This window comes from Rhodomicrobium sp. Az07 (assembly GCF_018619475.1).
Taxonomy (GTDB): domain Bacteria; phylum Pseudomonadota; class Alphaproteobacteria; order Rhizobiales; family Rhodomicrobiaceae; genus Rhodomicrobium.
Genome location: NZ_JAHFZG010000001.1, coordinates 337,332 through 364,223 on the forward strand (window position 1 = coordinate 337,332; position 26,892 = coordinate 364,223).

Below are 26,892 nucleotides of genomic sequence, written 5' to 3' on the forward strand. Positions count from 1 at the left end.
AGACTTTACAGCGTTAGGTGACGGGGCAGAATGCCGTCAGGACGCCAGCGCCTGCCCGTCGGGATGCCCCTCAAGCTGGAGCCCGGCGAGCCGCGCATAGACGCCGCCCGCCGCCAGAAGCTGCGAGTGCGTGCCTTCCTCGACGAGTTCGCCGCCGTCGATGACAAGGATGCGGTCGGCGTTGATCACCGTCGCCAGCCGGTGCGCGATGACGAGCGTCGTCCGCCCCCGCATGACGCGTTCGAGCGCCGTCTGCACGAGCTTTTCGCTTTCCTGATCGAGCGCGCTCGTGGCTTCGTCGAGAAGCAGGATCGGCGAATTCTTGAGGATGGCGCGCGCGATCGCGATGCGCTGGCGCTGGCCGCCCGACAGCATGACGCCGCGTTCGCCCAGCAGCGTATCGTAACCCTGCGGCAGTTGCTCGATGAAGGTGTTTGCCAGCGCCGCTTTCGCCGCCAAGCGAACGTCCTCGTCGGAGGCATTCGGCGAGCCGTAGCGGATGTTGTCGATAACAGACTCGGCGAAGATGATCGTATCTTGCGACACGAGCGAGATGCGCTTCCTGAGCCCGTCGAGATCGGCCCGCTCGACCGGCACGCGGTCGACGAGGACGCGCCCATGCTGCGCGTCGTAGAAGCGCAGGATCAGATTGAAGATCGTGCTCTTGCCCGACCCCGACGGCCCGACGATTGCCACGCGCTCGCCCGGCCGCGCGATGAAGGAAACATTGTGGAGCGCGGGATGGTCCGGCCGCAGCGGATAGGTGAAGGAGACGGCCTCGAACGTGACCTCGCCCCTCGCATGATCGGGAAAGGCGCGCGGGTCGGCGGGAGAGCGGATCTCTGCGGGAATTGCCATCAGTTCGGAAAGCCGCTCCGCCGCGCCGGCCGCCTGCTGCATCTCGCCGAATATCTCGGAAAACTCGCTGAGACAGGCGGCGGCTATCACTGCGTAAAGCACGAACTGCGCGAGGATACCGCCCGTGATCACCCCTTCCATGACGTCGTGCGCGCCATACCAGAGCACACCGACGATGGCGCCGAAGATGAGGAAGATCGCAGATGCAGTCATCATCGCGCGGCGCTTCGTGCGCGACACTGCCGCTTCGAAGGAGCGGCTGACGGCGGCGGCGTAGCGGTTGGCGACAAGCGTCTCGGAGGTGAATGCCTGCATGGTCCGAACCGCGGCGAGGTTCTCGCTCGCGAAAGACGAGGACGCGGCGACTTCATCCTGCGCAATGCGGCTGTAACGGCGCACCGTGCGGCCATAAAGCACCAGCGGCACGACGATCACCGGTATCACGACGAGCACGAGAAGGCTCAACTTCAGGCTTGTGAACACCATCAGCACCAGCGCGCCGATGAACATGACGGCATTGCGCAGCACCTGGCTGACGGATGTCGACACGGCGGCCTTGATCTGCGTCGTATCGGCGTTGAGGCGCGACATGATCTCGCCGGAATGCGTCTTCTCGTAGAAAGCGGCACTGAGCCGCGTCAGGTGGCGGAACACATCGGCCCGCACATCCGCGATGACTCGCTCGCCGAGCCAGGATACGCAGTAGAATCGTATCGCGCTCGATACGCCGAGCAGAGCGCCGACGGCGAACAGACTCGCGAAATAAATGTTGATCAGGCTCTGCTTTTCTGGTGAGAAGCCTCGGTCGATCATTTCCCTCACGGCAAACGGCAGCATCAGCGTTGCGGCGGAGGAGACGATCAGCGCGATGAGCGCGGCGATCGCGACGGCTTTATATTTCAGGACGTAGGGGCGCAGCAATTGAAGCGGTTTCAGGCTGGCACGGGTGCGCGCCTCGCGTGCGGCGATTTCTCCAGGCTTGCGGTTCTCGCTGGCGGGAGCGGGGAGGTTCGAGCGGCGGTCTGCGATGGTATGTAGGGTCACTTTGCACACTCTTCTGCGTAGCGCGCGCCTGAGTCACCGAATTTTCTCAATGAAACCAGCACAATGACGCTTGAACTTGTCACGATCTCACTTCGTCCTGTATAGCAACCCCAAACGCACAAATACAAGGCGCACATCGAAGCGCAAGAGGAAAGACCATGAAAAAGGATATTCACCCCGACTACCACAAGATAACGGTCGTCATGACGAACGGCGAGTCGTTCGAAACTTATTCCACCTACGGCCAGGAAGGCGGGAAGCTCAACCTCGACATCGACCCCTCTTCTCACCCCGCGTGGACGGGCGGCAACCAGCAGCTTCTGGATCGCGGCGGCCGCGTGTCGAAGTTCAAGAAGAAGTTCGAAGGCTTCCTGAAATAGGCCATTAGGCCGGTCGGTTGGTGACGCGGCGGAGCTTTCGCCGCCCGTCTCATAAATCGCAAAAAGCGAAAACTAGCGCTTGAGATGCGCGGCAACGCTTGTTATGTAGGGGGTCATCGGCGGCGCGCTGAAGCGCTTCGCCAATCCCATGCGGGGGTGTAGCTCAGTCGGTTAGAGTGCCGGCCTGTCACGCCGGAGGTCGCGGGTTCGAGCCCCGTCACTCCCGCCACTTCTTCCAAAAGTCAGATCAGAGAACCTCAAGGTCGTCCTCTGTCGGCCTTTCCTTGATCCGCTTCCATTGCCCGCGCCCACACCATTCGAAACAAGCGGCGTGCCCCTTATACTGCTTGCATTGCGGACAATCGGCCTGAAGCGCTTTGCGAACGTCGGACTCCCATTCCGAGCCCATATGTCCCCATCCCTCAATCAGCTTGTATATCTGATTGAGCGACATCACCCGATTGAGCGGCATTACATCGCAAAGGCGATGAAACATGTCCGGCATGGTCGGCTCCGCCGTTGCATAAACAGGCAAAGCCGATTCTTCTTTTCCGTGGCTTGCGTGCCCACGCCCAAACGTCCCACGCGAAGAGACCGCCCCCGGTCAAGCCTTGCGCACGAACTCCGATTTCAAATTCAGCGCGCCGATGCCTTCGATCTTGCACGCGATGTTGTGGCCGTCGGTCGCTTCGGGAACGAGGCGAATGCTCTTCACTTTCGTGCCGACCTTGATCGCACTTGAGGCGCCCTTCACCTTCAGTTCCTTGATCACTGTCACGGCGTCGCCATCCGCGAGCACGGTTCCGTTCGAATCGCGCACGCTCGCGGTCTCGTCGGGCTGCGCGGAATCGGCCGCAGCATCGCCGCTCCACTCATGGAAACAGTCCGGGCAGACCCAGAGATTTCCGTCGAAATAGACGTTTTCCGACTGGCACTTCGGGCAATGAGTGGTGGTCATGGATGGATGTCCTGATCTGCGGGCATTCGAGCGCCGCCCTTTCGCGGAACGGGTTCAAGTTCCGCCTTGCAACAAAAAAACAGATGACGCGCCGCTACGGTGCCTCGCCTATGCTTTCACCGGCAAGCAGCATGAGCGCGAACGACGCTTCCATGCAGCGAATGGCACATTTTATTCACACCGCTTTGACGCGGTCATCAAATGGTTTCTGCTTTGCCGGGCGATTGGGCGTACCGTTGTCAATTATGGCGAACCACTTTCGCACTGACCTAGCCTGTATTCAGCGATCTGATTGGGCGCCAATGGATAAAAACAAAGGCGATTTTGTCGGCAGTCTCGACAAAATCGCCTTGATGAGGAAACTCTGATTTGATCGTGCGTCGTCCGCCGCGACTACTTCTTCTCAGGCTGCTGCGCGGCTGATTCCTCTTCTTTTGGCGCGTCCTTCACCTGTACGTCGCCCTTGGCGTCGATCGTAACAAGCGCGCCGATATCGGCATTGGAGTTGCTGTCGTAGCTGGTCACGCGCCATGTGACTTCGTTCTCGGTGCCGTCTTCCTCCACCGCGAGGAAAGCGTTCGGCAACTTCTTGTCCTCGATCTGCTTCACGGGGACGGTTTTATGCACTTTCGATGTGTTACCGTCCGCGCTGACGGACATGAGTTGCAGCACGAGATGTGCCTGCGTCGTTTCGCCTGCCGGGACTGTAAGAACGGTGGCGCGGAACACGCCGGATAGGTCGGCGTCGGACCACGTGCCGGCCGTTGCAACCTCGGTTACTTCCGGCGGGATCGAAAGCGTAAGCTTTTCCGCGTCTTGTGCGCGGGCGGACGAAAATGCTAGACAGGCCACAATAATTGTAGCGGCGATTCTGGCGTGCATTGAACTCTCCTTAGGAACAGCCAGCCGACCCGACCGGAACCGCGGCGCTTTAACGTTTCTGATATGCGTCGGGTGTGACAATTGCGTGTCGGCGTGCCCAAGACCATCCTGATGACAGTTACATCATGTGACATCGAAATCAAGAACCGCGACAGCGGGTTAACACAACTTGCCGGGGGATTATAGTGGCTGGACCTAATGCACTCTCTCAGTTTCAGGCGATCTTTTCGCCTATCCATAAGGATGGTTACAAGTTCGTGGGGATCGCGGCGGCGGTAACGCTTCTTGCGTTCTTCATCTGGGATACTCTCGGCTTCATCTGCCTTCTGGCGACGCTTGCGCTCGTCTTCTTCTTCCGGGATCCGAAGCGCGTCGTTCCCGACCGCGAGGGCCTCGTGGTCGCTCCGTCCGACGGGACCGTGATCAGCGTCAACCCGATGCTGCCGCCCGCCGAACTCAACCTCGGCACGGAGCCCATGACGCGCGTCTCGGTGTTCCTCTCGCTGCTCGATGTGCATGTGGCGCGAGCGCCTGTCGCGGGCCGCATCCTGACCGATGTGCATACGGACGGCGTCTACAAGAACGCCGCCGCGCCGGAAGCTCCCTCCGAGAACGAGCGCCAATCCTTCACCATCGAGACAAAGACCGGTGTCAAGATCGGCGTCGTGCTCGTATCGGGCTACGTTGCGCGCCGCATCGTGACGAACGTCAAGGTAGGCGACGCGGTCACGGCCGGCGAGCGGATCGGTATCATCCGGTTCGGCAGCCGAACCGACCTGTACCTTCCGGCGGGGACGGTCTTCGTTTCGGAAGGACAGCGCATGATCGCGGGTGAAACCGTGGTGGCGGAACTCGGCGTGACAGAGCCGACGCCCCGCCGCTTCACACGCGTTTAGCACCGCGCGTGTTTCCGGCGGCCGGTCGAAGAATGACTGGCGCGCACAACGCCGCATCCCGTGCGCCGTATTATGAGTTGCGTTTTGCCGCCAAAAAAGCTCCCATGAAGGAATTATGACATGGGAGACGAAAGCGGTGCAGAAAGGTTGCGGCTTGCGCGCGCAGGGCCACGCGGTGTTTGAAACGCGGGGCAGATCATGAAGCACCAGCACGGGCGGCCTTTCGCGGTGATCGGCAGGAACGAGGCTCCTCTCGCAAGACCTTCTCTGAAGCGAAGGCTTGCCCTGCTCGTGCCGAACGCTTTCACGCTCGCGGCCGTCGTGTGCGGGCTGGCGGCGATCCGGCTTTCGCATGACGGAAATTATGCGCTGGCGATGGCCGCGATCCTCGGAGCGGTCGTGCTCGACGTGGCGGACGGCTATGCCGCGCGGCGTCTCAAGGCCGAATCCGCCATGGGGGCGGAACTCGATTCGCTCGCCGACTTTCTGAACTTCGGCGTCGCCCCCGCGATGCTGCTCTACGACCGACATCTTCATGAATTCGGCCTTGCGGGCTGGGCGATTGCGGCGGCCTATGTGCTCGCGACGGGCTTGAGGCTCGCGCGGTTCAACATCCAGGCGCGGGCGCAGAAGGCGTTTCTGACGGATGGCCACACGAACAAGCCGAAGTGGTTTTGCGGTCTGCCATCGACGGCGGCGGCGCTGACGATGATCGCGCTCGATACGACCGCCGTGGCGATTTTTCCTGCGGAGGCGAGTTCCGTCATGGCGGTTGCCATGCTGACGGCGGCGGCGCTCATGATCAGCACTCTGCCTGTGCCGTCGCTGGCTGCGATCTTCGGACAGCGGCGATAGCGCGGATTTGTTGAGAAAGGGGCGCTGCGGCTCACCGCGACGCCCCTCGAAAGCTGCTGGCGGATCAATACTGAACCGGGTAGTTCGCCTGCGTGTTCACCCGTTCCCAGAGCGTCGTATTGTTGTAGTAGGGGCCGGGATAATTATACAGGCCGGTATTGTACCACGCGAAGGGCCGCTGATACTGCCAGCGCGGAGCCGATGCGCCGAAAAAGCGCTCGATAAGAGTAGGCTCTTGCGGCGCTACATAGAGTTGGTAGGACCGGGGCTGCTGCCCGCGCCGGGGTGCCGCGTCGCTCTGAACAGTTGTTCCGACGACAGCAGCGGCCAAAAGGGCAGTAAAAAGAAGTCGCGACATCATGATCTCCCGCTTAACGCTTGCCTTCATGAAAGCCTAAGCGGGAGCGAAGTTCCGACGCTACCGCCCTTACTTTTCAGTATAGGCGCGAGAGGGCATCTTACCAGTGAGGTTTTGCCACTAAGTAAAAAATAGCGTCACGCGTAGGATTCGAGGCCCATGGCCGGGCCGAAATCGTCGCCGCGAAAGCGCTGACGCAGAATTTCGAGCTGGCCGCGCTGAGTCGAATGAAGAAGCATCACCTGACGCTTGATCAATCCGTAGTTCATCAGCTTTTCGGCGTGGTCCGCCGGAATGTCGGTGACGAGACAGGGGCGTTTGATGATCTTTTCGAGCGAAGACCGTTCGCTGCGGGACATCCGAATGGCTGGCATTGCACACTACCCCAAAACGCAGAGACCGAACCTTATGGTTGTCGGACCGTAGGTTCCTTGTGGACAAATCTATTAAACCTGAATGCGGCAAAAAAGGGTAACTCTGACAGTTCAAAGTGTATGGATCGCAAAATAAAGGAGCGAAAGGCGATGTCGCAAGCCATTGGCGAAGGACCGGTGCCGTCCGAATTGAGGCTCAGTGCGGACAAGACCACGCTCCGCGTTTCTTTCGAGGATGGACTGGAGGCGGAATTTCCGGCCGAACTTCTGCGGGTCGAAAGCCCGAGCGCCGAGGTGCAGGGCCATTCGCCGGCCGAGCGAAAACTCGTCCCCGGCAAGCGCCTTGTCACGATCCTTTCCATTGAGCCGGTCGGAAACTACGCGGTTCGGCTCGTGTTCAGCGACGGTCATCACACGGGCATCTATTCCTGGGTGTATCTTGACGAGCTTGCGCGCAACAAAGACGAGGTATGGCGTGCATATCTCGACCGCCTGCAAGCGGCGGGCCTCAGTCGCGACCTTGCCTAAAACTTAAGGGGAGCGTCGAAAAACTGTCGTAGATGTTGGCTATCCTGATGCCATGGCCGATAATTCTTCTACAATAACCGTCTCAAGCGGCGAAGGACAACGGAACGGCATGCTCGAAGTCTATCGCGATAGCGACAGCAAGCGCTTTGGTGACGGCATCCTTCAGCGGAAGACTTTTCTGACGCCCCCGGAAGGCGAGTCGCCGAGCGTGTTCGCGCCGCCGCCCCGGCAAGGGGTTTTATCGCGCCTCTATCTTCGGCGCTGGCTCGTCTTGCTCGCTGCTGCGGTAATCGGTGCGCTCTCGGTCTTCTACGGCCTGCCGGTAGCGGCGCCTGTTGCCGCCGTCCTGACGTTTACCGCCGGGGCTGCGTTCATTCGAACATCGCGCACCCGTCCCCGTTACGACGCGGTAAGCTCGGACCGTGCGAAGGAGGAGACGCTTGCGGTGGCGAAGCCCATCGCCGACGCGCTGCCCGATCCGGCCATTCTCCTCGCTCCCGACGGAACGATCCTCGCTTTCAACGGCAAGGCTCGCGATTTATTCGAAGGGTTGAGAACCGGCTCGCATATATCAAGCGCGACGCGGAGCCCGCAAGTGCTCGACGCCGTGATGGAGTGCGGGGCCGCAAAACGGCAGCAGACGGTGACCTTCAGTGAGCGCGTCCCCGTTGAGCGGCACATGGCGGCGACGGTTTCCTGGCTCGTGCTTCCATCCGATGCGGGACCGTGGATCCTCGTTTATCTCCGCGACCTGACCGAACAGCGCCGCCTCGACCAGCTTCGCGCCGACTTCATCGCCAACGCAAGCCATGAGATCAAGACGCCGCTGGCGTCGCTATCGGGTTTCATCCAGACGCTTCACGGCGCTGCCCGTCACGATGAAGCGGCGCGCGACCGTTTTCTGCCGATCATGGCCAAGCAGGCGGAGCGTATGGCGCGGCTCATCGACAATCTGATGTCGCTTTCTCGCGTCGAGATGCGGGCGCATCTGAAGCCTCAGGGCGAGGTCGCGATTGCCGAACTCGTCGAACAGGCCTGCGAGGCGCTGGAGCCGATGGCGGCGGAGGCGAATGTCGCGGTCGCGGTCGAGTCCGAGGTGGGCGCCGTGACGGTGCTGGGCGACCGGGATGAACTCACCCAGGTTTTCATCAATCTCGTGCACAACGCGATCAAATACGGCCGAAAGGGCGGCGCGGTGCAGGTGAAGCTCAAGCGCCAGCGAAGCGGGTCGCAGGATATGATCGCGATCAGCATCAAGGACGACGGGCCGGGTATTCCGGGCCAGCACCTGCCGAGGCTGACCGAGCGATTTTATCGCGTCGCCGGGGCTGCTGGACACGAAAAAGGCGGCACGGGGCTAGGTCTAGCCATCGTCAAGCACGTCGTGAACCGCCATCGCGGTGAGCTTCGCATCGCTTCGGAAGTGGGGTTCGGCTCGATTTTTACGGTGTTGCTTGCCGAGCACAAAGACAACCCTGGATTGATTGAAATTGTAACGAAGCCTGTTGTTCAGCCCGCTCTCGAAGAATAATAGCGCTCGCAAAATCAATGCTTTAATTTGTCATTAAAGGTTCACTCCCCTTACATAAAAGAGACATGGCGCGGCCCTAGGGTTTCAGCGCATTGAACCGCCGAAAGGTGTGGTTCCAATTTCAAGGGAGAGCACAGTGAATTATCGCTTTACCGCCCTCGTGGCGGCTACGGCGGCTGTCGGCCTGTTTGCTGCCGATTCCGCTTCTGCCCGCGACCAGGTCAAGATCGCCGGTTCGTCGACCGTCTTCCCCTACTCGAAGATCGTTGCCGAGAATTACGCGAAGGCGAATACCAATCTGAAGGCCCCCGTTGTCGAATCCGGCGGATCGAGCGCTGGCCTCAAGCAGTTCTGCGACGGCGTCGGCGAAGACAAGATCGACATCGCAAACTCCTCGCGCCGCATCAAGAAGGGCGAACAGGAAACCTGCGCGAAGAACGGCGTCGCCGATGTGGTCGAAGTGAAGTTCGGCTATGACGGCATCGTGTTCGCCTCCGACGTCAAGGGCGCGGCTTTCGCGTTCGAAGCGAAGGATTGGTTCAACGCGCTTGCTCCTGAAATCGTGGTCGACGGCAAGCTCGTCGCGAACCCGAACAAGACCTGGAAAGAAGTCAACGCTGCGTTCCCGGGCTGGGAAATCGTTGCTTTCATCCCGGGCGAAAAGCACGGCACGCGTGAAGTCTTCGAAGAGAAGGTTCTCGCCGCGGGCTGCAAGGCCACGGGCGCGGACAAGCTGATCGCCGAGAAGCTGAAGGCGGCCGGCACGGCTGAAGACAAGGTCAAGTCCGCGACCGCAAAGGCTTGCATGAAGGTTCGCAAGGACAACGGCGGCAAGCATGCCATCGACATCGACGGCGACTACACCGAGACGCTCGCCCGCCTTTCCTCGAACAAGGAATCGATCGGCGTGTTCGGCCTAGCCTTCTATGAGAACAACACCGACAAGCTCCGTGTTGCGACCGTTGGCGGCGTGACGCCGACCGTCGAGACCATCTCGGCTGGCAAGTATCCGGTTTCGCGTCCGCTGTTCTTCTACGTGAAGAAGGCTCACGTCGGCGTCATTCCGGGCCTCAAGGAATATTCTGAGTTCTTCGTCAGCGACAAGATGATCGGCGAAGACGGTCCTCTCGCTCAGTACGGCCTGGTTCCGCTTCCGGAAGCCGAAGCCAAGGCTGTTCGTGAGACCGTGAAGGACCTCAAGGTTCTCGGGCCACTCAGCTAAGATCGCATAGGTGCGGGGGCCCCGCCCCGGCACCCCGAACGGAAGCGTGTGGCGTGCATCAACCCCACGATGCTACGCCACACGCGAAAGCTTCGCTTCTTCTATAACGCGCGGTCTGCAGTATCTTATCCGGCGAAGACATGCGCGCAGGACAACTTCATATGCGGAAATGCATACAGCCGGACCCCGCAGCGGAACGCACAGGCGCCGGATCGAATGGCGCGGTCGCGATGGCGGGAACCTCGCGGCGCCTGCCCATGATCGAAATCGTCGGATTCTCTTTCGGAGACGGCCGTGTCACTTAGCACATTGCTTTTTTGTCTGCTTGTAGCCGCAGTCGTCGCCTTCTTCATAGGCTTCTGGCGGGCCAAACGGTTGTCCCCGGATAATCCTCGGGCGCTTCATTCGCGACCTGGCTATCACGGTGGCTACCTCGCGCTCGCGACGGCGCTGCCCGCCATCCTGGTGCTGATGATCTGGTCGGCGGTAGAGCCGCGCTTCATTCAGGCGGAAGTCGAATCCAACCTGCCCGCGCAAGTTCTTGAAGGCTCGCAAGGGCAGATCGGCCTTGCGATGGGCGTCGTCCGCAGCGTGGCGACCGGCCTTGAACGGCTCTCGCCAGCGGAGGTTGCCGCTGCCAAGGCGAACCCGAGGGAAGCCCAGCGTCTGTTTGGAAGCAAAGGGGTCGTTATTGCGAGCCCGCCGGACGCGGCCATCATCGCCTCCGCTGAGGAACTGAACAGCATCAAGTCCTTGAGCGAGATCGCAAAGACGGCGGTGGCGGCGTTCCTGGCGATCTTCGGCTTCATTTTCGCCTTTCGGAAACTCTCGCCGAACTTGCGCGCACGCAACCGCGTGGAGCAGGTGATCATCGCGGGGCTCATGGCCGCGTCTTCGGTGGCCATTCTGACCACTGCCGGGATCGTGCTTTCGGTGCTCTTCGAGAGCGTCGAATTCTTCAGCCACGTGTCCATTATCGACTTCCTCACGGGCACCGTGTGGGATCCCCGCTTCGCGGGAGCCGGCGACACGAGCGGAGACGGGCAGTTCGGGCTCGTGCCTCTGCTGTGGGGCACGCTCTACATCTCCTTCGTGGCGCTTCTCGTGGCTGTGCCGATCGGCCTTCTCGCCGCGATCTATATGGCGGAATACGCGCACCCGAATGTGCGCTCGGCCGTGAAGCCCGCGCTGGAAATGCTGGCCGGAATACCGACCATCGTTTACGGCTTCTTCGCAGTTGTGACCGTTGGGCCGTTCATCAACTTTGTCGGGTCCGAGGCGGGGCTCGCTATCCAGCCGACAAGCGTGCTCACGGCGGGCATCGTGATGGGCATCATGATCATTCCCTTCGTGTCATCGCTGTCGGACGACATCATTACGGCTATCCCGCGCGCGCTTCGCGAGGGCTCTTACGGGCTCGGCGCCACGCAGTCTGAAACCATCAAGCGCGTTGTCCTGCCCGCCGCCCTGCCCGGCATCGTCGGCGCAATTCTGCTGGCCGCCTCACGCGCCATCGGCGAGACGATGATCGTGGTGCTCGCCGCGGGCATCGCGGCGAACCTCACACTGAACCCTGCCGAATCCGTCACCACCATTACGGTGAAGATTGTCAGCCAACTCACGGGCGACCTCGAATTCAATTCGCCGCAGACACTCGTGGCGTTCGCGCTCGGGTTCACGCTGTTCATCCTCACGCTCGGCCTGAACGTCTACGCCCTCTACATCGTACGGAAATACCGGGAGCAATACGAATGAGTGCGGTCGCACAGAATCCCAGCATGCCGGAGAGCGACGCTGAAGAGGCGGTCGGCCGGTTCGATAATCCAGCGCTGATGCGTCGGCGCCGCCGCGAGGAGGTGCGGTTTCAGGCTTACGGACTGATCGCGATCGCGCTCAGTTTCTCGTTTCTCGTAATCCTGTTCGGTACCATCATCACCAACGGCTGGACGGCTTTCTTTCAGACGTCGATCGAACTGCCGATCAAGTTCGACGCTGCCGAAATCGATCCGGAAGGAACGCGTAACCCGCGCGTTCTCGCGCAGGCAAATTACCAGAAGCTCGCATACCAGGCGCTTTACGAGAAGCTCGGTCTCGAAAACCCGACGCGCCAGCAGCGGCGAGCCGCGAATGAGTTGCTTTCTCGCGACATGGACACCCAGCTTCGGCGCATGGTTGAAGCGGACCCGAGCATTATCGGGACGACGCAGTCCGTGTGGGGGCTCGCGAGCGGCAATATCGACGCCCTCGTAAAGGGCAAGATCGACCGGAAGGTGCCACAGGAAAACCGTCAGGTTTCCGATCTCCAGATCGAATGGATCGACAAGCTGACGGCTTCCGGCGCCATGCAGAAGCAATTCAACACCGGCCTGTTCACGAACTTCGCGTCCAGCCAACCCGAAACGGCGGGCCTTGCCGTCGCGTTGATCGGATCGCTCTACATGATGCTGATCGTCGTGCTGCTGTCGGTGCCGTTCGGTGTTGCGGCTGCGATCTATCTTGAGGAATTTGCGCCGAAGAACCGCATCACCGACATCATCGAGGTCAACATCAACAACCTCGCCGCGGTGCCGTCCATCGTTTTCGGCCTGCTCGGCCTTGCGGTGTTTATCAACTTCGCCGGGCTCCCTCGTTCAGCCTCGCTTGTCGGCGGCCTTGTGCTGACGCTGATGACGCTTCCGACCATCATCATCGCCACCCGCGCCGCCATTACCGCAGTCCCGCCATCGATCCGGGAGGCCGCTCTCGGCATCGGCGCCTCGAAAGTGCAAACCGTGTTCCACCACGTGTTGCCGCTCTCGCTCCCCGGCATCATCACGGGAACGATCATCGGCCTCGTGCAGGCCATCGGTGAAACGGCGCCGCTCCTGATGATCGGCATGGTTGCCTTTGTGGTCGAGGCGCCGCAAACGCCGCTCGATCCCGCGACTGCGCTTCCGGTGCAAATCTACATGTGGGCGACCGAGGCCGAACGCGGTTTCGTAGAAAAGACAGCGGGCGCAACCATTGTCCTCCTCGGTATTATTGCCGTCATGAGCATCTTTGCCATGATCCTGCGGAAAAGGTACGAACGCAAATGGTAGATTTCTCCATCGAACCGGGTGACCTCGATCACAGCTTCGCTGCTTCGGCTTCGCCAGCAGGACAGCAGGCGCCCAGCTACAAGGTTACCGCGCGCAACGTGTCGGTGTTTTATGGAGAAAAGCAGGCGCTTTTCAACGTCGGCATCGACATCCTCGATCGGAGCGTCACGGCCTTCATAGGTCCCTCGGGTTGCGGCAAGAGCACGTTCCTGCGCTGTTTCAACCGCATGAACGACACCATCGCGGGCGCGCGGGTGACGGGCGAAATCCTCGTCCAGGGAAAAGACATCTATGCTCCCGATGTCGACCCCGTGCAGGTGAGGGCGCGCGTCGGTATGGTGTTTCAGAAGCCGAACCCGTTCCCGAAAACGATCTTCGAGAATATCGCTTACGGCCCGCGCATTCACGGGCTCGCCAGGTCGAAGGCCGACCTCGAAGAAATCGTCGTCAAGAGCCTGCAACGCGCCGGCCTGTTCAATGAGGTGAAGGACCGCCTCGACGGCGAAGGCACGGGCCTTTCCGGCGGCCAGCAGCAGCGGCTTTGTATTGCTCGCGCGATTGCGGTCAGCCCTGAAGTCATCCTGATGGACGAGCCGTGCTCGGCGCTCGATCCCATAGCAACCGCGAAGATCGAAGAGTTGATCGACGAGCTTCGCGAAAACTATTGCATCGTCATCGTGACGCATAACATGCAGCAGGCGGCGCGCGTCTCCCAGCGAACGGCCTTCTTCCATTTGGGTTATCTTGTGGAAGAAGACACAACTGACCAGATTTTCATGAATCCAAAGGACAAACGCACGCAGGACTATATTACCGGCCGGTTTGGCTAGAGCCCGTTCCGATCTGATTGAATCGCAATCAGATCGGTAAAACGGTCTCTTCTTCGAAGTTTAGAGACGGATTTCACCGATCAGGTTGGGTCAACCTGATCGGATCCGGCTCTAGATCAGCCTGCGTTTAATCGGACTCGATTTGGCGCCTCTGCCGGATCTGTCATCAAATGTAAAATTCTGAGCTGTACTGGAATCGCCAAGGGCTGGTGTTTCGATTTCGACATTTGCTTACCTTTGGCGCACCATCGACCAGATGTCGGAAAATGACCCACTGGCATTTGAGCTGGAGCTTGCAGCGACCGAGACCTGAATGTCAGGATTCGCCTACTCGTGCTCTTGAGAGCGGGCGGCAAGGTGGATCAAACGTATGCCGAGCGCACGAGTGCCCCGGCGGGCTACGATAGCATGAGGATGCTCGGTTTCGATTTCGGACGGAACGATGCCTATAAATAAGGTCGGCGCGCATCCCGAACGCGCGACCGAACCGGAGGAAACGGCAGTGTCTGGAAATGCCGACAGATCGTATGAAGGCGAGCTAAAGTCGCTCGACACGATGATCGCCCAGATGGGCGGTCTTGCCGAGCAAGCTTTGGGACAGGCCATCGATGCGCTTTACCATCGCGACCCCGACCTCGCCGAAGTGACTCTCGCCAACGATCGCAGTATCGACACGCTGGAACGGCTGGTCGACGAACTCGCCATCTCGATCATCGCCCGCCGCGCGCCGGTCGCGTCGGATCTCCGGCAGATCGTGACCGCGATCCGCATCGCGCTCGACCTTGAGCGTATCGGCGACTTGTCGAAGAATATCGCCAAGCGCGCCATCGCAATCGCGGCTGAACCTCGGCCGAATCAGGTCATGACCGGCTTTGTCCATATCGGCGAGGCCGCGCTGCGTCAGTTGAAGGACGTGCTCGACGCCTACTCGCAGCGTAACGGGGACGCGGCGCTCGCGGTCTGGCTGCGCGATCAGGAGATCGACGCCATGTATAATTCGCTCTATAGCGAGCTGTTGACGACGATGATGGACGAGCCGCAGAGCGCCAGCGTTTACGCACATCTGCTGTTCGGCGCGAAGAACATCGAACGCATCGGCGATCATGCGACCAACATCGCGGAGACCACATATTTCCTGATCCACGGCAAGGCACTGGGCGATGAACGCCCGAAGGCCGACAGCACAAGTTCGCTGACGCTTGGCCGCCTCGCGGCCGCGAAGGCCTAGCGCGGTGAATTTACATCCGGCTCGCACTCGCCGGCGGCGGCGCCATCGAATGGAAAACTCGAAACTGCAACGAATCAACTGGTTGCTGGTGCCCTTGAGGCTTTGGCAGAGAGCGTGCAGCACGGTGGACCACGTACGCGCCAAGGCATCGGGGTTTTTATATTCGATGACGGCGCTGAAAGGCTCGCAGATGGCGGGCGTTGGAAGGCGCGGGTAGCAAGAGCAGACGATGAATGCCAAGGTTCTGATTGTCGAAGACGAAGAGGCCCTCGCTCTTCTCCTTCAATATAATCTCGAAGCGGAGGGCTTTGCCGTAACCATCTCGCAGCGTGGCGACGAGGCGGAAGTCGCCATCGGCGAAGACCCGCCGGATCTGATCATCCTCGACTGGATGTTGCCCGGTCTGTCCGGCATCGAGTTATGCCGCCGCCTGCGCTCGGGCAAGACGGCCCGCTCGATCCCGATCCTGTTGTTGACGGCACGTGGCGAAGAGGCGGATCGCATTCGCGGCCTCACGGTCGGCGCGGACGACTATGTGGTGAAGCCGTTTTCGGTGCCGGAACTTCTGGCGCGCGTGAAGGCGATCCTGCGCCGCGCCGCGCCCGAGCGCATTTCGCAAACGCTTGAGGTCGAGGACATCGAACTCGACCGGGAAACCTATCGCGTGAGCCGAAGCGGTCGCGAGGTGAGGCTTGGCCCTACCGAGTTCAAGCTCCTCGAATTTCTGATGGAAAGTCCCGGCCGCGTGTTCTCGCGCACGCAGTTGCTCGACGGCGTATGGGGGCGAGACGTCTATGTGGATGAGCGCACGGTGGACGTCCACATCGGACGCCTGCGCAAAGCCATCAATCGCGGCAAGGAAAAAGACCCGATCCGCACCGTTCGCGGCGCCGGCTATGCCCTGGGAGAGAAATTTCCCGGTCAGAGCTTGTCCGAATAGCGGTCTGTGCGGAACGTCCGTTTGACGCGGCTCCCAAAAGACGGAAGCCGGGGCCTGCAACCCCGGCTTCTCACCCCCGCTATATTATGTTGCGCAAAAAGCACACATCAAAACATTGCTACGCGCCATCAACAAAAGTTTCGATCAAGCTTTGCGACTCACCGTATAGATGAGTTGCGCCGATCACACGGCGCGGCGTTTCCTGGCGACAGGGTTGTAAGCAATCGCCGAGTGGTGTTCGCAGTACGGGCTTCCGGAATTCTTCCGGCGTCCGCAAAAGTGAAACCCTTCTTCCATCGGATCGCCGATCGGCCAGTGGCACATGTTTTCCTTGAGGTCGACCAGTCGAATCAACCCCTCGGGCGCGGGCTCAAGGTCTGGCAAGGTCAGCGGAATGATCGTTGCCGGCTTGCGTTGCTCGGGCTCAGGCGAGACCTTCAGTGCCGTGTTGCCGAAGGTGCGATACTGGACCTGCGGTGACCGCGTCGGGAAAAGTGCAATATTCGAACGCGGACGAGCCGTTCTGATGCGCGAAGTCGTCGCGCGGCCAGCAAGTCCGAGGCGATGTACTTTCCCGATAACAGCGTTACGCGTAACTTCCCCAAGTTTCGTGGCGATCTGGCTTGCACTCAAGCCGTCGGCCCAAAGCTTTTTCAAAAGGTCGACACGTTCGTCTGTCCAACTCATAAAGTTAGCTCCTCGTTCATTCCGGCGGACGAACCGCGAATAAGGTCGTGACCGCTGGACGGATGACCAGCGGGGCCACGGGCGCTAACGCAAGACAAGGAGACACAAGCGTAACCCGACGCCCCAAAACTGGGGGCGCACCCTCCACGTCAGGGAGGACTATCGAGAACGCAATTTACTGAGATACCAAGCTTCGCATCGATACTATGCGAGGTGGTGTATGCGCTCGCGCGCATTTCGGAAGGCGATGGCACCACTCCATCTCATGGGAGCATAATTGCACAAAAGAGCCGTCCCGACAAATTTCTGAATCCTTAACGTGGCCCACATTCGTTACATTTGGGGTGCGCTGTGTCTTTTATGCCGGTTGACACTGCCGCGAACTGTTGGAAAATAACCTGCAAGCCTGAGCCGCCCGCCAGACGGAGCGGCTTTTTTAATTTGAAAACGAGTGGAAAAATGTCTGCGGTTCTCGGGACCTATGCGCGGATCAACGTCGAATTCGAGCGCGGCGAAGGCGCTTGGCTCGAAACCGCTGCGGGGGAACGATATCTCGACTTCGGCAGCGGCGTCGCGGTTGACGCGCTCGGACACGCGCATCCGCACCTCATTGCGGCGCTGACCGAGCAGGCGCACAAGGTGTGGCACACGTCGAACCTTTATCGCGTGCCGGGACAAGAACGGCTGGCCGAGCGGCTTTGCGCGCTGACATTCGCGGACAAGGTGTTCTTCGCCAACTCCGGCGCCGAAGCGATGGAATGCTCCATCAAGATGGCGCGCAAATATCACTCCTATAATGGGCAGCCGGAGCGCTGGCGCGTCATCACCTTCGAAGGTGCGTTTCACGGGCGCACGCTGGCGACCATCGCGGCGGGCAATCAGGAAAAGCATCTGAACGGCTTCGGCCCGAAAGTCGACGGCTTCGATCAGGTTCCCCTCGGCGACATCGATGCGCTGCGCGCCGCGATCACGGATGAAACGGCTGCACTCATGATCGAGCCGATCCAGGGCGAAGGCGGCGTTCGCCCGGTCGGCTCGCCGTTCCTCCGCGCGCTTCGTCAGATCGCGGACGAGCACGGCCTTCTTCTTATACTGGATGAGGTGCAGACGGGCGTCGGCCGAACCGGCAAGCTCTTCGCGCATGAATGGGCTGGCATCGAGCCCGACATCATGGGCATTGCCAAGGGGATTGGCGGCGGTTTTCCTGTCGGCGCGTGTCTCGCGACCGAGAAGGCGGCTTCAGGCATGAATGCGGGAAGCCATGGCTCGACCTTCGGCGGCAACCCGCTCGCGATGGCTGTGGCGAACGCGGTGCTCGATATCGCATCGAAGCCGGAATTTCTGGGCAATGTCCGAGAGATGAGCTTGCTTTTCAAGCAACGACTTGCTGAAATCATAGACCGTCACCCACGGGTCATCGCCGACATTCGCGGCGAGGGACTCATGCTTGGTCTGAAATGCATGGTTCCGAGTGCGGACGTCTCTAGCACGCTTTTTGCTGAAAAGCTGCTGACCGTATCCGCGGGCGACAACGTTGTCAGACTTCTGCCACCGCTTATCGTGACGGAAGCCGAAATCAAAGCGGCGTGCGAGAAGATAGAAAACGCATGTGCGAGGCTCGATGCTACACTTCCAGCGTAATTCGATGATCAGGGAGCCCTCCGCTCCGCGACATTTTCTCGACATCGACGATTACGACTTCGATACGCTTCGGCTTATCCTCGACAAGGCCCGCGCGCTCAAGGCGGTGATCAAGAGCAGCCCCGCCTCGGCATGGCCGAAGGTTGCCGAGGGCAAGGTTCTCGCAATGCTGTTCGAGAAGTCGTCCACGCGCACGCGCGTATCGTTCGACGTCGCGATGCGTCAGCTCGGCGGCGAAACCATTGTGCTGAACCGCAACGACATGCAACTCGGGCGCGGCGAGACCATCGCCGACACTGCGCGGGTGCTGTCGCGCTATGTCGACGCGATCATGATGCGTTGCACCTCGCATGAGGCGCTGATCGAACTTGCGGAGCATGCGACGGTGCCGGTCATCAATGGCCTGTCGGACCGTTCGCATCCGTGCCAGATCCTCGCCGACATCATGACGCTTGAAGAGCACAGGGGGGATGTCGCCCCGCTCAAGGTGGCCTGGATCGGCGACTTTAATAACGTCACCGCGTCGTGGGTTCATGCCACAGTGCGCTTCGGCTTCGCGCTGACGCTGGCGACGCCGAAACCCCTTCAGCCCCCGCAGAGCTTCCTCGACTGGGCTAACGACGAAGGCGGCCGCATCACCGTGATCGAAGACCCGGCCGTCGCGGCGGCCGGCGCCGACTGCGTGGTGACAGACGTGTGGGTCTCGATGGGGCAGGAAAACGCGGACGAACGTGAGATGTTGCTTGCGCCTTATCAGGTTAATGCCGCTCTCATGGAAAAAGCCGACAAGAATGCCATATTCATGCATTGCCTGCCGGCGCACCGCGGCAGGGAGGTAACGGACGACGTTATTGACGGCCCGCAATCCGTGGTCTTCGACGAAGCCGAAAACCGGCTGCACGCGCAGCGGGCAATCCTCGCATGGTGCTTCGAGAAGGTTTGATGGGCGGAGATTTTGCCGGCGATCCCGGCGCGACGTACAATGACTATGTACTGCCATTTCAACTGGAAGCGTCGGGCGCGCGGGGGCGGCTCGTGCGTCTCGGTCCCGTTCTCGACAGCATTCTGGGGCGTCACGAGTACCCCGAGCCGGTGCTGCTCCTTCTCGGCGAGGCAGTCACGCTTACCGCGATGCTCGGCGCCGCGCTGAAATTCGACGGCAAGTTCATCCTGCAAACGCAATCGGACGGGGCCGTGGGCTTTCTCGTCGTGCATTACAGTTCGCCCGGCCAGATCCGTGGCTACGCCAGCTACGATGCGGACGAAGTCGCGCACCTGCTCAACGGCGCCGCGCCGAAAACGCCGCTGATCGGCAATGGCCATCTCGCGATGACGATCGATCCCGGCGCAGGCATGGAACGCTATCAGGGCATCGTCGCGCTGGCGGGCAACACGCTCGTCGACGCCGCGCATGAATATTTCGATCAGTCCGAGCAGATCCCGACCTTCATTCGTATCGCGGTTGCCCGGCAATACACGGCGGGCGAGGACGGGAAGCAGGGTCGTTGGACGTGGCGCGCGGGCGGCCTGATGGTGCAGAAGCTCACCCGCGAGGGCGGTTACGAATCCGGCGGCGGCGTCGCCACCGACGAGGTGGACGACGACGGTTGGCGGCGCGCGCAGGCGCTGGCGGCGACCGTTCAGGACCACGAATTGCTCGACCCGACGCTCGGCTCGGACCGGCTGCTCTATCGCCTGTTCCATGAGGAAGGCGTGCGCGTGTTCGATGCCGCGCCGATGGAGGCGCGCTGCAACTGCTCGCGCGAGCGCGTGGAAGCGATGCTCGAACAATTCTCGCCCGATCAGGTGGAAGCCATGGCCGAAGACGGCATGATCGTGGTGAAATGCGAGTTCTGCAATACGCAATACAGCTTCGATGCCGAGCGGTATATGCATCGCGGCGAGCCGAATTGACGGCAGGCTGAAGCGAGACGCGACGGGACACGGGCGCAACCCGTGTCCTTTTCATATGCGGGAGACGGACGGCATGCGCTTTGAAGGAACCGAGAGCTACGTCGCCACCGACGATCTGCGCGTGGCCGTGAACGCGGCCATCGTGCTGGAGCGCCCGCTTCTCGTGAAGGGCGAGCCGGGCACAGGCAAGACCGTGCTCGCGCATGAGGTCGCCGCCGCCCTCGGCGCGCCGCTGATCGAATGGCACGTCAAGTCCACCACCAAGGCGCAGCAGGGGCTTTACGAATACGACGCGGTGAGCCGCCTGCGCGACAGCCAGCTCGGCGACGAGCGCGTGAAGGACATCCGCAACTACATCCGCAGGGGCAAGCTGTGGGAGGCGTTCGACGCGCCCGTGCGCCCCGTGCTGCTGATCGACGAAATCGACAAGGCCGATATCGAGTTCCCGAACGATCTGTTGCAGGAACTCGACCGCATGGAATTCCACGTCTACGAGACCGGCGAGGTGGTGAAGGCCGCCGTGCGCCCCGTGGTCATCATCACGTCGAACAACGAGAAGGAACTGCCGGACGCGTTCTTGCGCCGCTGCTTCTTCCACTATATCCGCTTCCCCGACCGCGACACGATGCGCGCCATCGTCGACGTGCACTTTCCCGGCCTGAAGCCGCGCCTGCTGCATGAAGCGCTCAACATCTTCTACGACATCCGCGATGTAACCGGGCTGAAGAAGAAGCCGTCGACCTCGGAGCTGATCGACTGGATCAAGCTGCTCGTCAACGAGGACATCGACCCCGAGACGCTGAAGGAGCGCGACCCGCGCAAGCTCATCCCGCCGCTGCACGGCGCGTTGCTCAAGAACGAGCAGGACGTGCAGTTGTTCGAGCGGCTGGCTTTTCTTTCGCGGCGGCGGGGAGAGTGACGAACAAAAAACCGGCTAGACTATTTCTCCGGCTAAGTTAGACTCGTGCTTACACGTTGTGACAGGACAAACGATGTCGCTAGAAGATGAAGTAATAACCGCTAGAAAACGAGTTTCTAGAGACGGCTACGATATGTCGTTCGGCGAGCTTGCCAGTGTATATGAGAATAATGAGCTTTTCATTCAGCCTGAATATCAGAGGCTTCGCGTCTGGGATGAGACGCAGAAGACTAGGTTTATAGAGTCTGTTCTTTTGAATATTCCGATTCCTCCTATATTTGTTTTTGCAAGCAGGGATGGAAAGTGGGAGCTTGTTGATGGTTTGCAGCGTGTCTCTACAATTTTGGAATTTATGGGCGTCCTAAGAGAAGTAAATGGAACTTCAGTCGAACCCTTCGTCTGCGGAGGGACTAGCCTGCTCCCCTCTCTTGACGGAAACTCTGGTAGTGTCTCAGGTGTTTTTTTTCATAGGCGGTTTATGGCGGTTACGGTCAAGCTTGGGACGAGCCATTCCCGTGGATGTTTTGCCTTGGACAAGGCAAACGAACGCCTCTATGCTTAGCGCTACGTATTCCGGGGGCTATGCATTTGATGCTGAACATTGCTCATCCTATCCAATTTAATCGGGCTATGCAGACCGGAAAGAGCGAGCCGCTTCTTCTCACTTGCGAGCTTGATGGTGGCGAAAGAATCGAGGTTATCGCCAAATTTTCCGAGGGTCTGGAGCGAAAAGAGACCTCTCTCGCCATAGAGGTTGTATCGGCGTGCTTAGCCGCTGATCTTGGTCTTCCTGTGCCGGTTCCTTACCTCATTCAGGTCGATCAAGATTGGATCGAGAGCCTCCCAATAGGTAAGGAGCGGCACTTGGTCACGTCGAGCAGCTTCATGAGCTTCGGTTCTACCTATGCGGGTACAGGGTTTAATGCCTGGATGTCCGGTGAGCCGATACGCCAAGATTTGAAACAATGTGCACTTGAAATATTTGCCTTTGATTGCTTCATTGCGAACCCTGACAGGCGCACGGTCAATCCTAATTGTTTGGTCAAAGGCGATCAGATTCGGATAATCGATCATGATTTGGCCTTTTTCCATAAAGGCACATTAGGCTGGAGGGCACCTTGGGTGCCAGGGTCTCTTTCGGACATGGCGCGCAAAGGGAACCACATTTTTTTTGATGGGTTGAAGGGAACCGAACTCAATATTGAGCCAATTCAACAAGCATGGATCGGCTTGGATGACGAACGCCTGCAGGATTATCGGGCGGCTGTACCGCAAGCTTGGAACTCGGCAGAGGCGATAACTGATGCTCTTGATTTGATCAAGGGGGTTAGAGAAAACATCAACTTTGCTCTGACAGAGGTTCGGAGAGTGTTATCATGAATACGGGCAAGCAGACATACACATACACGGTGCTCCGCTATGTCCACGATGTAGCCACTGGGGAGTTTATAAACGTAGGGGTTGTGCTGCATTCCCCTGGAAGGAAGTTCTTTCAAGCTGAATTTAGGCACACATACAGCCGCCTATCGGCGATGTTCCCAGATTTGGATTCTGACGCATTCAAGAGATCAATGAAGAGTATTGACAGACAGTTGCGTGCTATTTCGTCAACCTATCAAGATGCATCTGATCCTATGAGGGGCGATGCGGCTACGATAGCAAAAACAGTGCTTCCTGCCGATGATAGTGCGCTGCAATGGTCGCCTGTGGGAACAGGGATCACGAAAGACCCAAGCGAAGAACTAATCTATCTGTTCGAACGCCTTGTTAGAAGATACGACAGCAAAACGTTTCAACGCAGAAAAGATGAGGACGTTTGGCGTACAATACGAACAAAGTTAGATGAGGGGATAGCGCACAGACTCGTTGAGAAAACCATTCGAAGCGAGATCGATGAACTCTCCTTCAAACACGCATGGAAAAATGGCGCGTGGCACTGCTACGAACCGCTTTCATTTGATTTAGCGGACTCAGATGGTATCAAATCGAAGGCTCATAAGTGGGTTGGGCACCTCTCTGCGATCCAAGCAGCTCCAGAGCAATTCAAAACTTATTTTATCGTTGGAGCTCCCAGCGATCCATGCCTAAGGCGAGCGTTTGACGACGCTATCGCGATACTAGGCAAAAGCCCCGTTGATGTAGAGATTTATAAGGAACACCAAGCCGATGAACTTGTATCGCTTATGGAGCAAGAGATAAGCTCACATTCAGAGGCTGAGTGACCAATGCCAAAAGGCCCTAAAGGCGAAAAGCGCCCCGCCGACGTTATCGCGAACGCTGTCAAGGTAATGAGGATCGCGACCGGCGAGGAAGAGGAAGAGTACGATACGCCGGAAGCGAAAGGCAAAGACCCCGCCGCCGTCTCGATGGGACAGCGGGGAGGAAAGGCGCGCGCCGAGAGTATGACACCGGAGCGGCGCTCCGAGATCGCGAAGAAGGCGGCTGGGAAAAGGTGGAAAAGGGAATAGATGGGGAATATTCTTTGTTGCTTTGGACAGGAATCGATGTAGGGTATCCCAGAAATTTACTTTTCTGGAGGCTCCGTTGCCGATTCGCACAGCCGAAGATGCCGCCGCTGATTTGAAGCTCCATCTTCGCCCTTTGGCTACCCTCATGGATGAAGCGCACGAAGAATTTCAGAGGGAATGTCGCAGCATCGCCCATAAACTCGAAACAGGCTCCCGTGCTTCAATCTATCGAGATCTTATCGTTCGCAAATTGCGGGGCTACTGCGACGCGACGGCGAACGCCACCACCTTCCGCAAGGGGCAACTTGTGTTGGTTGGGCTAGAGAGCAAATGGATTCTCCGGGTAAAGCGGCTGCGCACCGGTTACAGCGTCGCCGTTGGCAGAACCGTCGCCTCTCGGCAGTATGACGGAAATAAGATGCCGGACTACGCAGCAGACCTGTTCCCAGAGAGTCCTGCTCCGACTTGCATTTATTTCGGCTGGAGCGTCTCGGAAAACGACCCAGGCTCGATTAACAAATATCTCGTATGCAATGACGAGGCCCGGCGCTTTGCATGGGCGCTCCCTCTAGATGACTACGGCACCCCGCCGACTGTTACGGAGGAACTTCCCTTGGCACCACCTGCGCCAACCGGAGAGGCTCGCCGGGTTCGCGTGAAGGGCGAACGACCGGCGCGCAAGGCCAATGAATAAGCGTTTTAACGGCCAACTTTTAGCTCTTGCCCGGCAGGTAAGAAAAGTAAGCCAGGCTGAGCTTGTTGCCGCTCTCAATGGCGCGATAACGCAGAGCACGCTCTCCAAAATTGAGCATGGGCGTATTCAGCCCCAGGATGACCTTGTCGAACAGATCGCGTCGGCTCTTCGATTGCGGTCTGCTTTTTTCTTCGATGGGGTATATGTTAGGCAGGCGCCGGTGAGTTACCATCGGAAGCGGCAGAAGCTTTCTGTGCGCGACGAGGAATCAGTCCATGCCTTGGCTGAAGTTTTCCGCATAAATCTTCGCAAGTGTCTGGAAGCTGTCGAAATCCAGACAACTCTTCCGCCCATCCCTGCGATTGATCCCGATGAGTACGGCGGCGACGTCGATGAGATCGCTACAGTCTTGCGCCAGCGATGGTCGGTCCCACGAGGGCCAATCGCAGACCTAACCAAAATCGTAGAAGATGCAGGGGTTGTGATCATCGTTTTTGATTTTGGCAGTCCGTTGATTGACGGTTTTTGCCAATTTGGTTGCGATGGCCTGCCTCCCTTCGTGTTTCTCAACAGCCAACAGCCGAAAGATCGATTCCGGTTTAGCCTAGCCCACGAAGTTGGCCACCTAGTGATGCACAGAACTCCGAATCCGCAGCAGGAGTTTGAGGCAAACCGCTTTGCCTCTGAATTCCTCATGCCCACGAGAGAGATCCGGTGTGATTTTGAGGATTTGTCGCTAACTAAATTTATGGACCTGAAAATGTATTGGGGCGTGTCAATGCAAGCCTTAATCTATAAGGCTTGGCAGGTAGGCAAGCTTTCTGACCGCATGTACAAGTACTACAACATTGAGATGTCTAAGAGAGGTTTTCGCAAGGTAGAGCCTATCGAGGCTAAACATCTTCGCGAGGAGCCGACAACTCTGCGGTGGATTATATCTGCTCACATTGACGAGTTGGGTTTCTCCGTTGATGACTTAGGAGAACTGTTTGGTCTGAATAATGAGGATGTCACAAGCCTTTACCCAGTACCAAACCAACGGCCCAGACTGCGCATTGTAAGAAGTGAACACAGTGCTTGACACTAAGCATAGTGTATCATATATTAGGGTCATGAGCAAGTTGACCCTAAACGAACGTGTCCAAATCCTCTCGCTTCTTTGCGAGGGAGCTTCCATGCGGTCGATCTCCCGCGTTACCGGGAAGAGCATCAACACCGTAACGAAGCTCCTCGCGGAAGCAGGAGAGGCTTGCATCGATTTCCATGACGAGCACGTGCGCGGCTTGAACTGCAAGCGCGTCGAGTGCGATGAGATTTGGGCCTTCGTTTACGCGAAGGAGAAGAACGTCGATACCGCCAAGAACGCGCCGACGTTCGCGGGTGACTGCTGGACGTGGACGAGCATTTGCGCCGACAGCAAGTTGATTTGCAATTGGTTTGTCGGCGGTCGTGATGCTGACTACGCGGAGATGTTCATGAACGATCTCGCGGATCGGCTGAACAACCGGGTCCAGCTTACGACCGATGGGCACAAGGCTTACCTCAACGCCATCGAAGGCGCTTTCGCTAACGAAATCGACTATGCCCAACTGGTGAAGCAGTACGGCGCGGCTCCCGATAGCGCCAAAGGCCGCTACTCTCCTGCACAGTGCACGGGCGCGAAGAAGAAGGCACGGATCGGCAACCCGGACGAGCGCTTCGTCAGCACCTCATATGCCGAGCGTCAGAACCTCACGATGCGCATGCATATGCGCCGCTTCACTCGGCTGACGAACGCCTTCTCGAAAAAGTATGAAAGCCACTGCCATATGGTGGCGCTATATACCGTCTGGTATAACTTCATCCGTACTCACAAGACGCTGAAGACGACGCCTGCGGTTGCGGCTGGATTAGCTGACGCGCCTCGCGGCTTTGACTTCATCGTCGCTCTCGTTGAAGCTCGCGCTCCGAAGACCGGGCGGCCGAAGAAAAACACCTGAGACACTACCGAAACTCTTGGTCTGGCAGTGAAGAGGGGGCCGTCAAACTTGCAGATTCACTGCAGGTATATATCAAGAGAGCACGTATCAGAGTAGAGATCCTCAATCAGGAGTCGGATCTGCAAATTAAATATGAGTTATTCCAGAGGCTTAATACAGGCGGCTCGAATTTGTCGCGTCAGGAGATTAGAAATTGTATAATAATTTCTATCAATAAAGATGCGCATACCGCCATTATGAGCATGGCTGCAAATGAAGATTTTCGTGAAACGGCGGCCCCATCTGGAGAGGAGCGGGCTCAACGGAGTTTTCTCCAAGAATTAGTCGTTCGCTTTATTGTTCTAAGACATCATCCATATCGTAAGCGGTGTTCTGACCTCACCTTCCATTTTGCTCGAACGGCTGCGAGTGTGACGGTTCCTTGAGGGATCGTCTTATGTCTAATCCTGGTCGTAGTCCTATCACTGAGCTTGCGTCGTGCGCGCGGGCCGACACGTTCCAGCGCATTGAGGTGATCACCGGCGTTGCCCGGCGGCGGTCGTGGCCGTCCGATGTGAAGGCGGCGATCGTGCAGGAAACGCTTGAGGACGGGGTCGGCGTTTCCGAGGTTGCGCGCCGACACGGCG

General features: G+C 58.9%; 30 protein-coding genes and 1 tRNA gene. 25 read left to right on the forward strand and 6 right to left on the reverse strand.

What is annotated here, in order from left to right; translation table 11 throughout:
• Positions 1-36: 36 nt before the first annotated feature.
• Complete coding sequence (locus KKP04_RS01475; RefSeq protein ID WP_215025525.1) at positions 37-1,902, reverse strand: ABC transporter transmembrane domain-containing protein; 1,866 nt, start codon at positions 1,900-1,902, stop codon at positions 37-39.
• Between the two features lie 158 nt (positions 1,903-2,060).
• Here KKP04_RS01475 and rpmE point away from each other — a divergent pair, with 158 nt between their 5' ends.
• Both rpmE and KKP04_RS01485 read left to right on the forward strand, forming a co-directional pair.
• Complete coding sequence (gene rpmE, locus KKP04_RS01480; RefSeq protein ID WP_215025528.1) at positions 2,061-2,282, forward strand: 50S ribosomal protein L31; 222 nt, start codon at positions 2,061-2,063, stop codon at positions 2,280-2,282.
• A 152-nt stretch (positions 2,283-2,434) separates the two neighbouring features.
• Positions 2,435-2,511, forward strand: a tRNA-Asp gene (locus KKP04_RS01485).
• A 375-nt stretch (positions 2,512-2,886) separates the two neighbouring features.
• On the opposite strand, the gene KKP04_RS01490 is transcribed toward KKP04_RS01485, so the two are convergent.
• Positions 2,887-3,240: a zinc ribbon domain-containing protein YjdM gene (locus tag KKP04_RS01490; RefSeq protein ID WP_215025529.1), complete on the reverse strand. Its 354-nt coding sequence runs from the start codon at positions 3,238-3,240 to the stop codon at positions 2,887-2,889.
• 2 nt (positions 3,241-3,242) lie between these two features.
• On the opposite strand from KKP04_RS01490, the gene KKP04_RS01495 reads away from it, so the two are divergent.
• Positions 3,243-3,608: a hypothetical protein gene (locus tag KKP04_RS01495; RefSeq protein ID WP_215025530.1), complete on the forward strand. Its 366-nt coding sequence runs from the start codon at positions 3,243-3,245 to the stop codon at positions 3,606-3,608.
• 25 nt (positions 3,609-3,633) lie between these two features.
• Here the strand turns inward: KKP04_RS01495 and KKP04_RS01500 are convergent, their stop codons facing one another.
• The gene (locus KKP04_RS01500) at positions 3,634-4,122 is read right to left on the reverse strand and encodes a hypothetical protein (protein WP_215025531.1); all 489 of its coding nucleotides are present in this window, start codon (positions 4,120-4,122) and stop codon (positions 3,634-3,636) included.
• A 185-nt stretch (positions 4,123-4,307) separates the two neighbouring features.
• On the opposite strand from KKP04_RS01500, the gene KKP04_RS01505 reads away from it, so the two are divergent.
• Positions 4,308-5,018, forward strand: a complete 711-nt coding sequence (locus KKP04_RS01505) for a phosphatidylserine decarboxylase (RefSeq protein WP_215025532.1) — start codon at positions 4,308-4,310, stop codon at positions 5,016-5,018.
• Positions 5,019-5,216: 198 nt separating this feature from the next.
• Complete coding sequence (locus KKP04_RS01510) at positions 5,217-5,873, forward strand: phosphatidylcholine/phosphatidylserine synthase (RefSeq protein WP_215025533.1); 657 nt, start codon at positions 5,217-5,219, stop codon at positions 5,871-5,873.
• 64 nt (positions 5,874-5,937) lie between these two features.
• Here KKP04_RS01510 and KKP04_RS01515 read toward each other — a convergent pair whose 3' ends face one another.
• Complete coding sequence (locus KKP04_RS01515; protein ID WP_215025534.1) at positions 5,938-6,234, reverse strand: hypothetical protein; 297 nt, start codon at positions 6,232-6,234, stop codon at positions 5,938-5,940.
• 134 nt (positions 6,235-6,368) lie between these two features.
• Positions 6,369-6,605 carry a hypothetical protein gene (locus tag KKP04_RS01520; protein WP_215025537.1) on the reverse strand — a complete coding sequence of 79 codons (237 nt, stop codon included), beginning with the start codon at positions 6,603-6,605 and terminating at the stop codon, positions 6,369-6,371.
• A gap of 150 nt (positions 6,606-6,755) precedes the next feature.
• On the opposite strand from KKP04_RS01520, the gene KKP04_RS01525 reads away from it, so the two are divergent.
• From KKP04_RS01525 to phoB, 8 genes are all read left to right on the forward strand, one after another.
• The gene (locus tag KKP04_RS01525) at positions 6,756-7,133 is read left to right on the forward strand and encodes a gamma-butyrobetaine hydroxylase-like domain-containing protein (protein ID WP_215025540.1); all 378 of its coding nucleotides are present in this window, start codon (positions 6,756-6,758) and stop codon (positions 7,131-7,133) included.
• 109 nt (positions 7,134-7,242) lie between these two features.
• Positions 7,243-8,664 (forward strand): ATP-binding protein, encoded by a 1,422-nt coding sequence (locus KKP04_RS01530; RefSeq protein ID WP_215025542.1) that lies wholly within the window; start codon positions 7,243-7,245, stop codon positions 8,662-8,664.
• A gap of 136 nt (positions 8,665-8,800) precedes the next feature.
• Positions 8,801-9,886 (forward strand): substrate-binding domain-containing protein, encoded by a 1,086-nt coding sequence (locus tag KKP04_RS01535; RefSeq protein ID WP_215025545.1) that lies wholly within the window; start codon positions 8,801-8,803, stop codon positions 9,884-9,886.
• 294 nt (positions 9,887-10,180) lie between these two features.
• A complete protein-coding gene (pstC, locus tag KKP04_RS01540) occupies positions 10,181-11,641 on the forward strand; it encodes a phosphate ABC transporter permease subunit PstC (RefSeq protein WP_215025549.1) in 1,461 nt (486 codons plus the stop codon).
• 23 nt (positions 11,642-11,664) lie between these two features.
• Positions 11,665-12,966: a phosphate ABC transporter permease PstA gene (pstA, locus tag KKP04_RS01545; protein ID WP_371818677.1), complete on the forward strand. Its 1,302-nt coding sequence runs from the start codon at positions 11,665-11,667 to the stop codon at positions 12,964-12,966.
• Positions 12,960-13,796, forward strand: coding sequence for a phosphate ABC transporter ATP-binding protein PstB (pstB, locus tag KKP04_RS01550; RefSeq protein ID WP_215025556.1), 837 nt, complete (start codon positions 12,960-12,962; stop codon positions 13,794-13,796). Before pstA ends, pstB begins: the two co-directional genes overlap by 7 nt.
• Positions 13,797-14,298: 502 nt before the next feature.
• Complete coding sequence (gene phoU, locus KKP04_RS01555) at positions 14,299-15,024, forward strand: phosphate signaling complex protein PhoU (protein ID WP_215025653.1); 726 nt, start codon at positions 14,299-14,301, stop codon at positions 15,022-15,024.
• 229 nt (positions 15,025-15,253) lie between these two features.
• The gene (gene phoB / locus KKP04_RS01560; RefSeq protein WP_215025559.1) at positions 15,254-15,964 is read left to right on the forward strand and encodes a phosphate regulon transcriptional regulator PhoB; all 711 of its coding nucleotides are present in this window, start codon (positions 15,254-15,256) and stop codon (positions 15,962-15,964) included.
• Positions 15,965-16,147: 183 nt separating this feature from the next.
• On the opposite strand, the gene KKP04_RS01565 is transcribed toward phoB, so the two are convergent.
• Positions 16,148-16,651 carry a GcrA family cell cycle regulator gene (locus tag KKP04_RS01565; RefSeq protein WP_215025562.1) on the reverse strand — a complete coding sequence of 168 codons (504 nt, stop codon included), beginning with the start codon at positions 16,649-16,651 and terminating at the stop codon, positions 16,148-16,150.
• A 459-nt stretch (positions 16,652-17,110) separates the two neighbouring features.
• On the opposite strand from KKP04_RS01565, the gene KKP04_RS01570 reads away from it, so the two are divergent.
• From KKP04_RS01570 to KKP04_RS01625, 12 genes are all read left to right on the forward strand, one after another.
• Positions 17,111-18,292: an aspartate aminotransferase family protein gene (locus KKP04_RS01570; protein ID WP_215025565.1), complete on the forward strand. Its 1,182-nt coding sequence runs from the start codon at positions 17,111-17,113 to the stop codon at positions 18,290-18,292.
• Between the two features lie 4 nt (positions 18,293-18,296).
• Positions 18,297-19,235 carry an ornithine carbamoyltransferase gene (argF, locus tag KKP04_RS01575; RefSeq protein WP_251133817.1) on the forward strand — a complete coding sequence of 313 codons (939 nt, stop codon included), beginning with the start codon at positions 18,297-18,299 and terminating at the stop codon, positions 19,233-19,235.
• Positions 19,235-20,206 carry an Hsp33 family molecular chaperone gene (locus KKP04_RS01580; RefSeq protein WP_215025570.1) on the forward strand — a complete coding sequence of 324 codons (972 nt, stop codon included), beginning with the start codon at positions 19,235-19,237 and terminating at the stop codon, positions 20,204-20,206. The genes argF and KKP04_RS01580 overlap by 1 nt, the downstream gene beginning before the upstream one ends.
• Positions 20,207-20,279: 73 nt before the next feature.
• Positions 20,280-21,125: a MoxR family ATPase gene (locus KKP04_RS01585; RefSeq protein WP_215025573.1), complete on the forward strand. Its 846-nt coding sequence runs from the start codon at positions 20,280-20,282 to the stop codon at positions 21,123-21,125.
• 73 nt (positions 21,126-21,198) lie between these two features.
• Positions 21,199-21,687 (forward strand): DUF262 domain-containing protein, encoded by a 489-nt coding sequence (locus tag KKP04_RS01590; protein WP_215025576.1) that lies wholly within the window; start codon positions 21,199-21,201, stop codon positions 21,685-21,687.
• Between the two features lie 29 nt (positions 21,688-21,716).
• On the forward strand, positions 21,717-22,505 hold the full coding sequence (locus KKP04_RS01595; protein WP_371818678.1) for a HipA family kinase: 789 nt from the start codon (positions 21,717-21,719) through the stop codon (positions 22,503-22,505).
• The gene (locus KKP04_RS01600) at positions 22,502-23,347 is read left to right on the forward strand and encodes a DUF3037 domain-containing protein (protein WP_215025581.1); all 846 of its coding nucleotides are present in this window, start codon (positions 22,502-22,504) and stop codon (positions 23,345-23,347) included. The genes KKP04_RS01595 and KKP04_RS01600 overlap by 4 nt, the downstream gene beginning before the upstream one ends.
• 3 nt (positions 23,348-23,350) lie before the next feature.
• Positions 23,351-23,593, forward strand: coding sequence for an RNA-binding protein (locus KKP04_RS01605; protein ID WP_215025584.1), 243 nt, complete (start codon positions 23,351-23,353; stop codon positions 23,591-23,593).
• A 76-nt stretch (positions 23,594-23,669) separates the two neighbouring features.
• Complete coding sequence (locus KKP04_RS01610) at positions 23,670-24,287, forward strand: hypothetical protein (RefSeq protein ID WP_215025587.1); 618 nt, start codon at positions 23,670-23,672, stop codon at positions 24,285-24,287.
• Complete coding sequence (locus KKP04_RS01615) at positions 24,280-25,368, forward strand: ImmA/IrrE family metallo-endopeptidase (RefSeq protein ID WP_215025591.1); 1,089 nt, start codon at positions 24,280-24,282, stop codon at positions 25,366-25,368. Before KKP04_RS01610 ends, KKP04_RS01615 begins: the two co-directional genes overlap by 8 nt.
• Before the next feature lie 31 nt (positions 25,369-25,399).
• Positions 25,400-26,266: a helix-turn-helix domain-containing protein gene (locus KKP04_RS01620; RefSeq protein ID WP_215025595.1), complete on the forward strand. Its 867-nt coding sequence runs from the start codon at positions 25,400-25,402 to the stop codon at positions 26,264-26,266.
• 436 nt (positions 26,267-26,702) lie between these two features.
• On the forward strand, positions 26,703-26,892 hold a 190-nt coding region (locus tag KKP04_RS01625; protein ID WP_215025598.1), incomplete at its 3' end, for a transposase.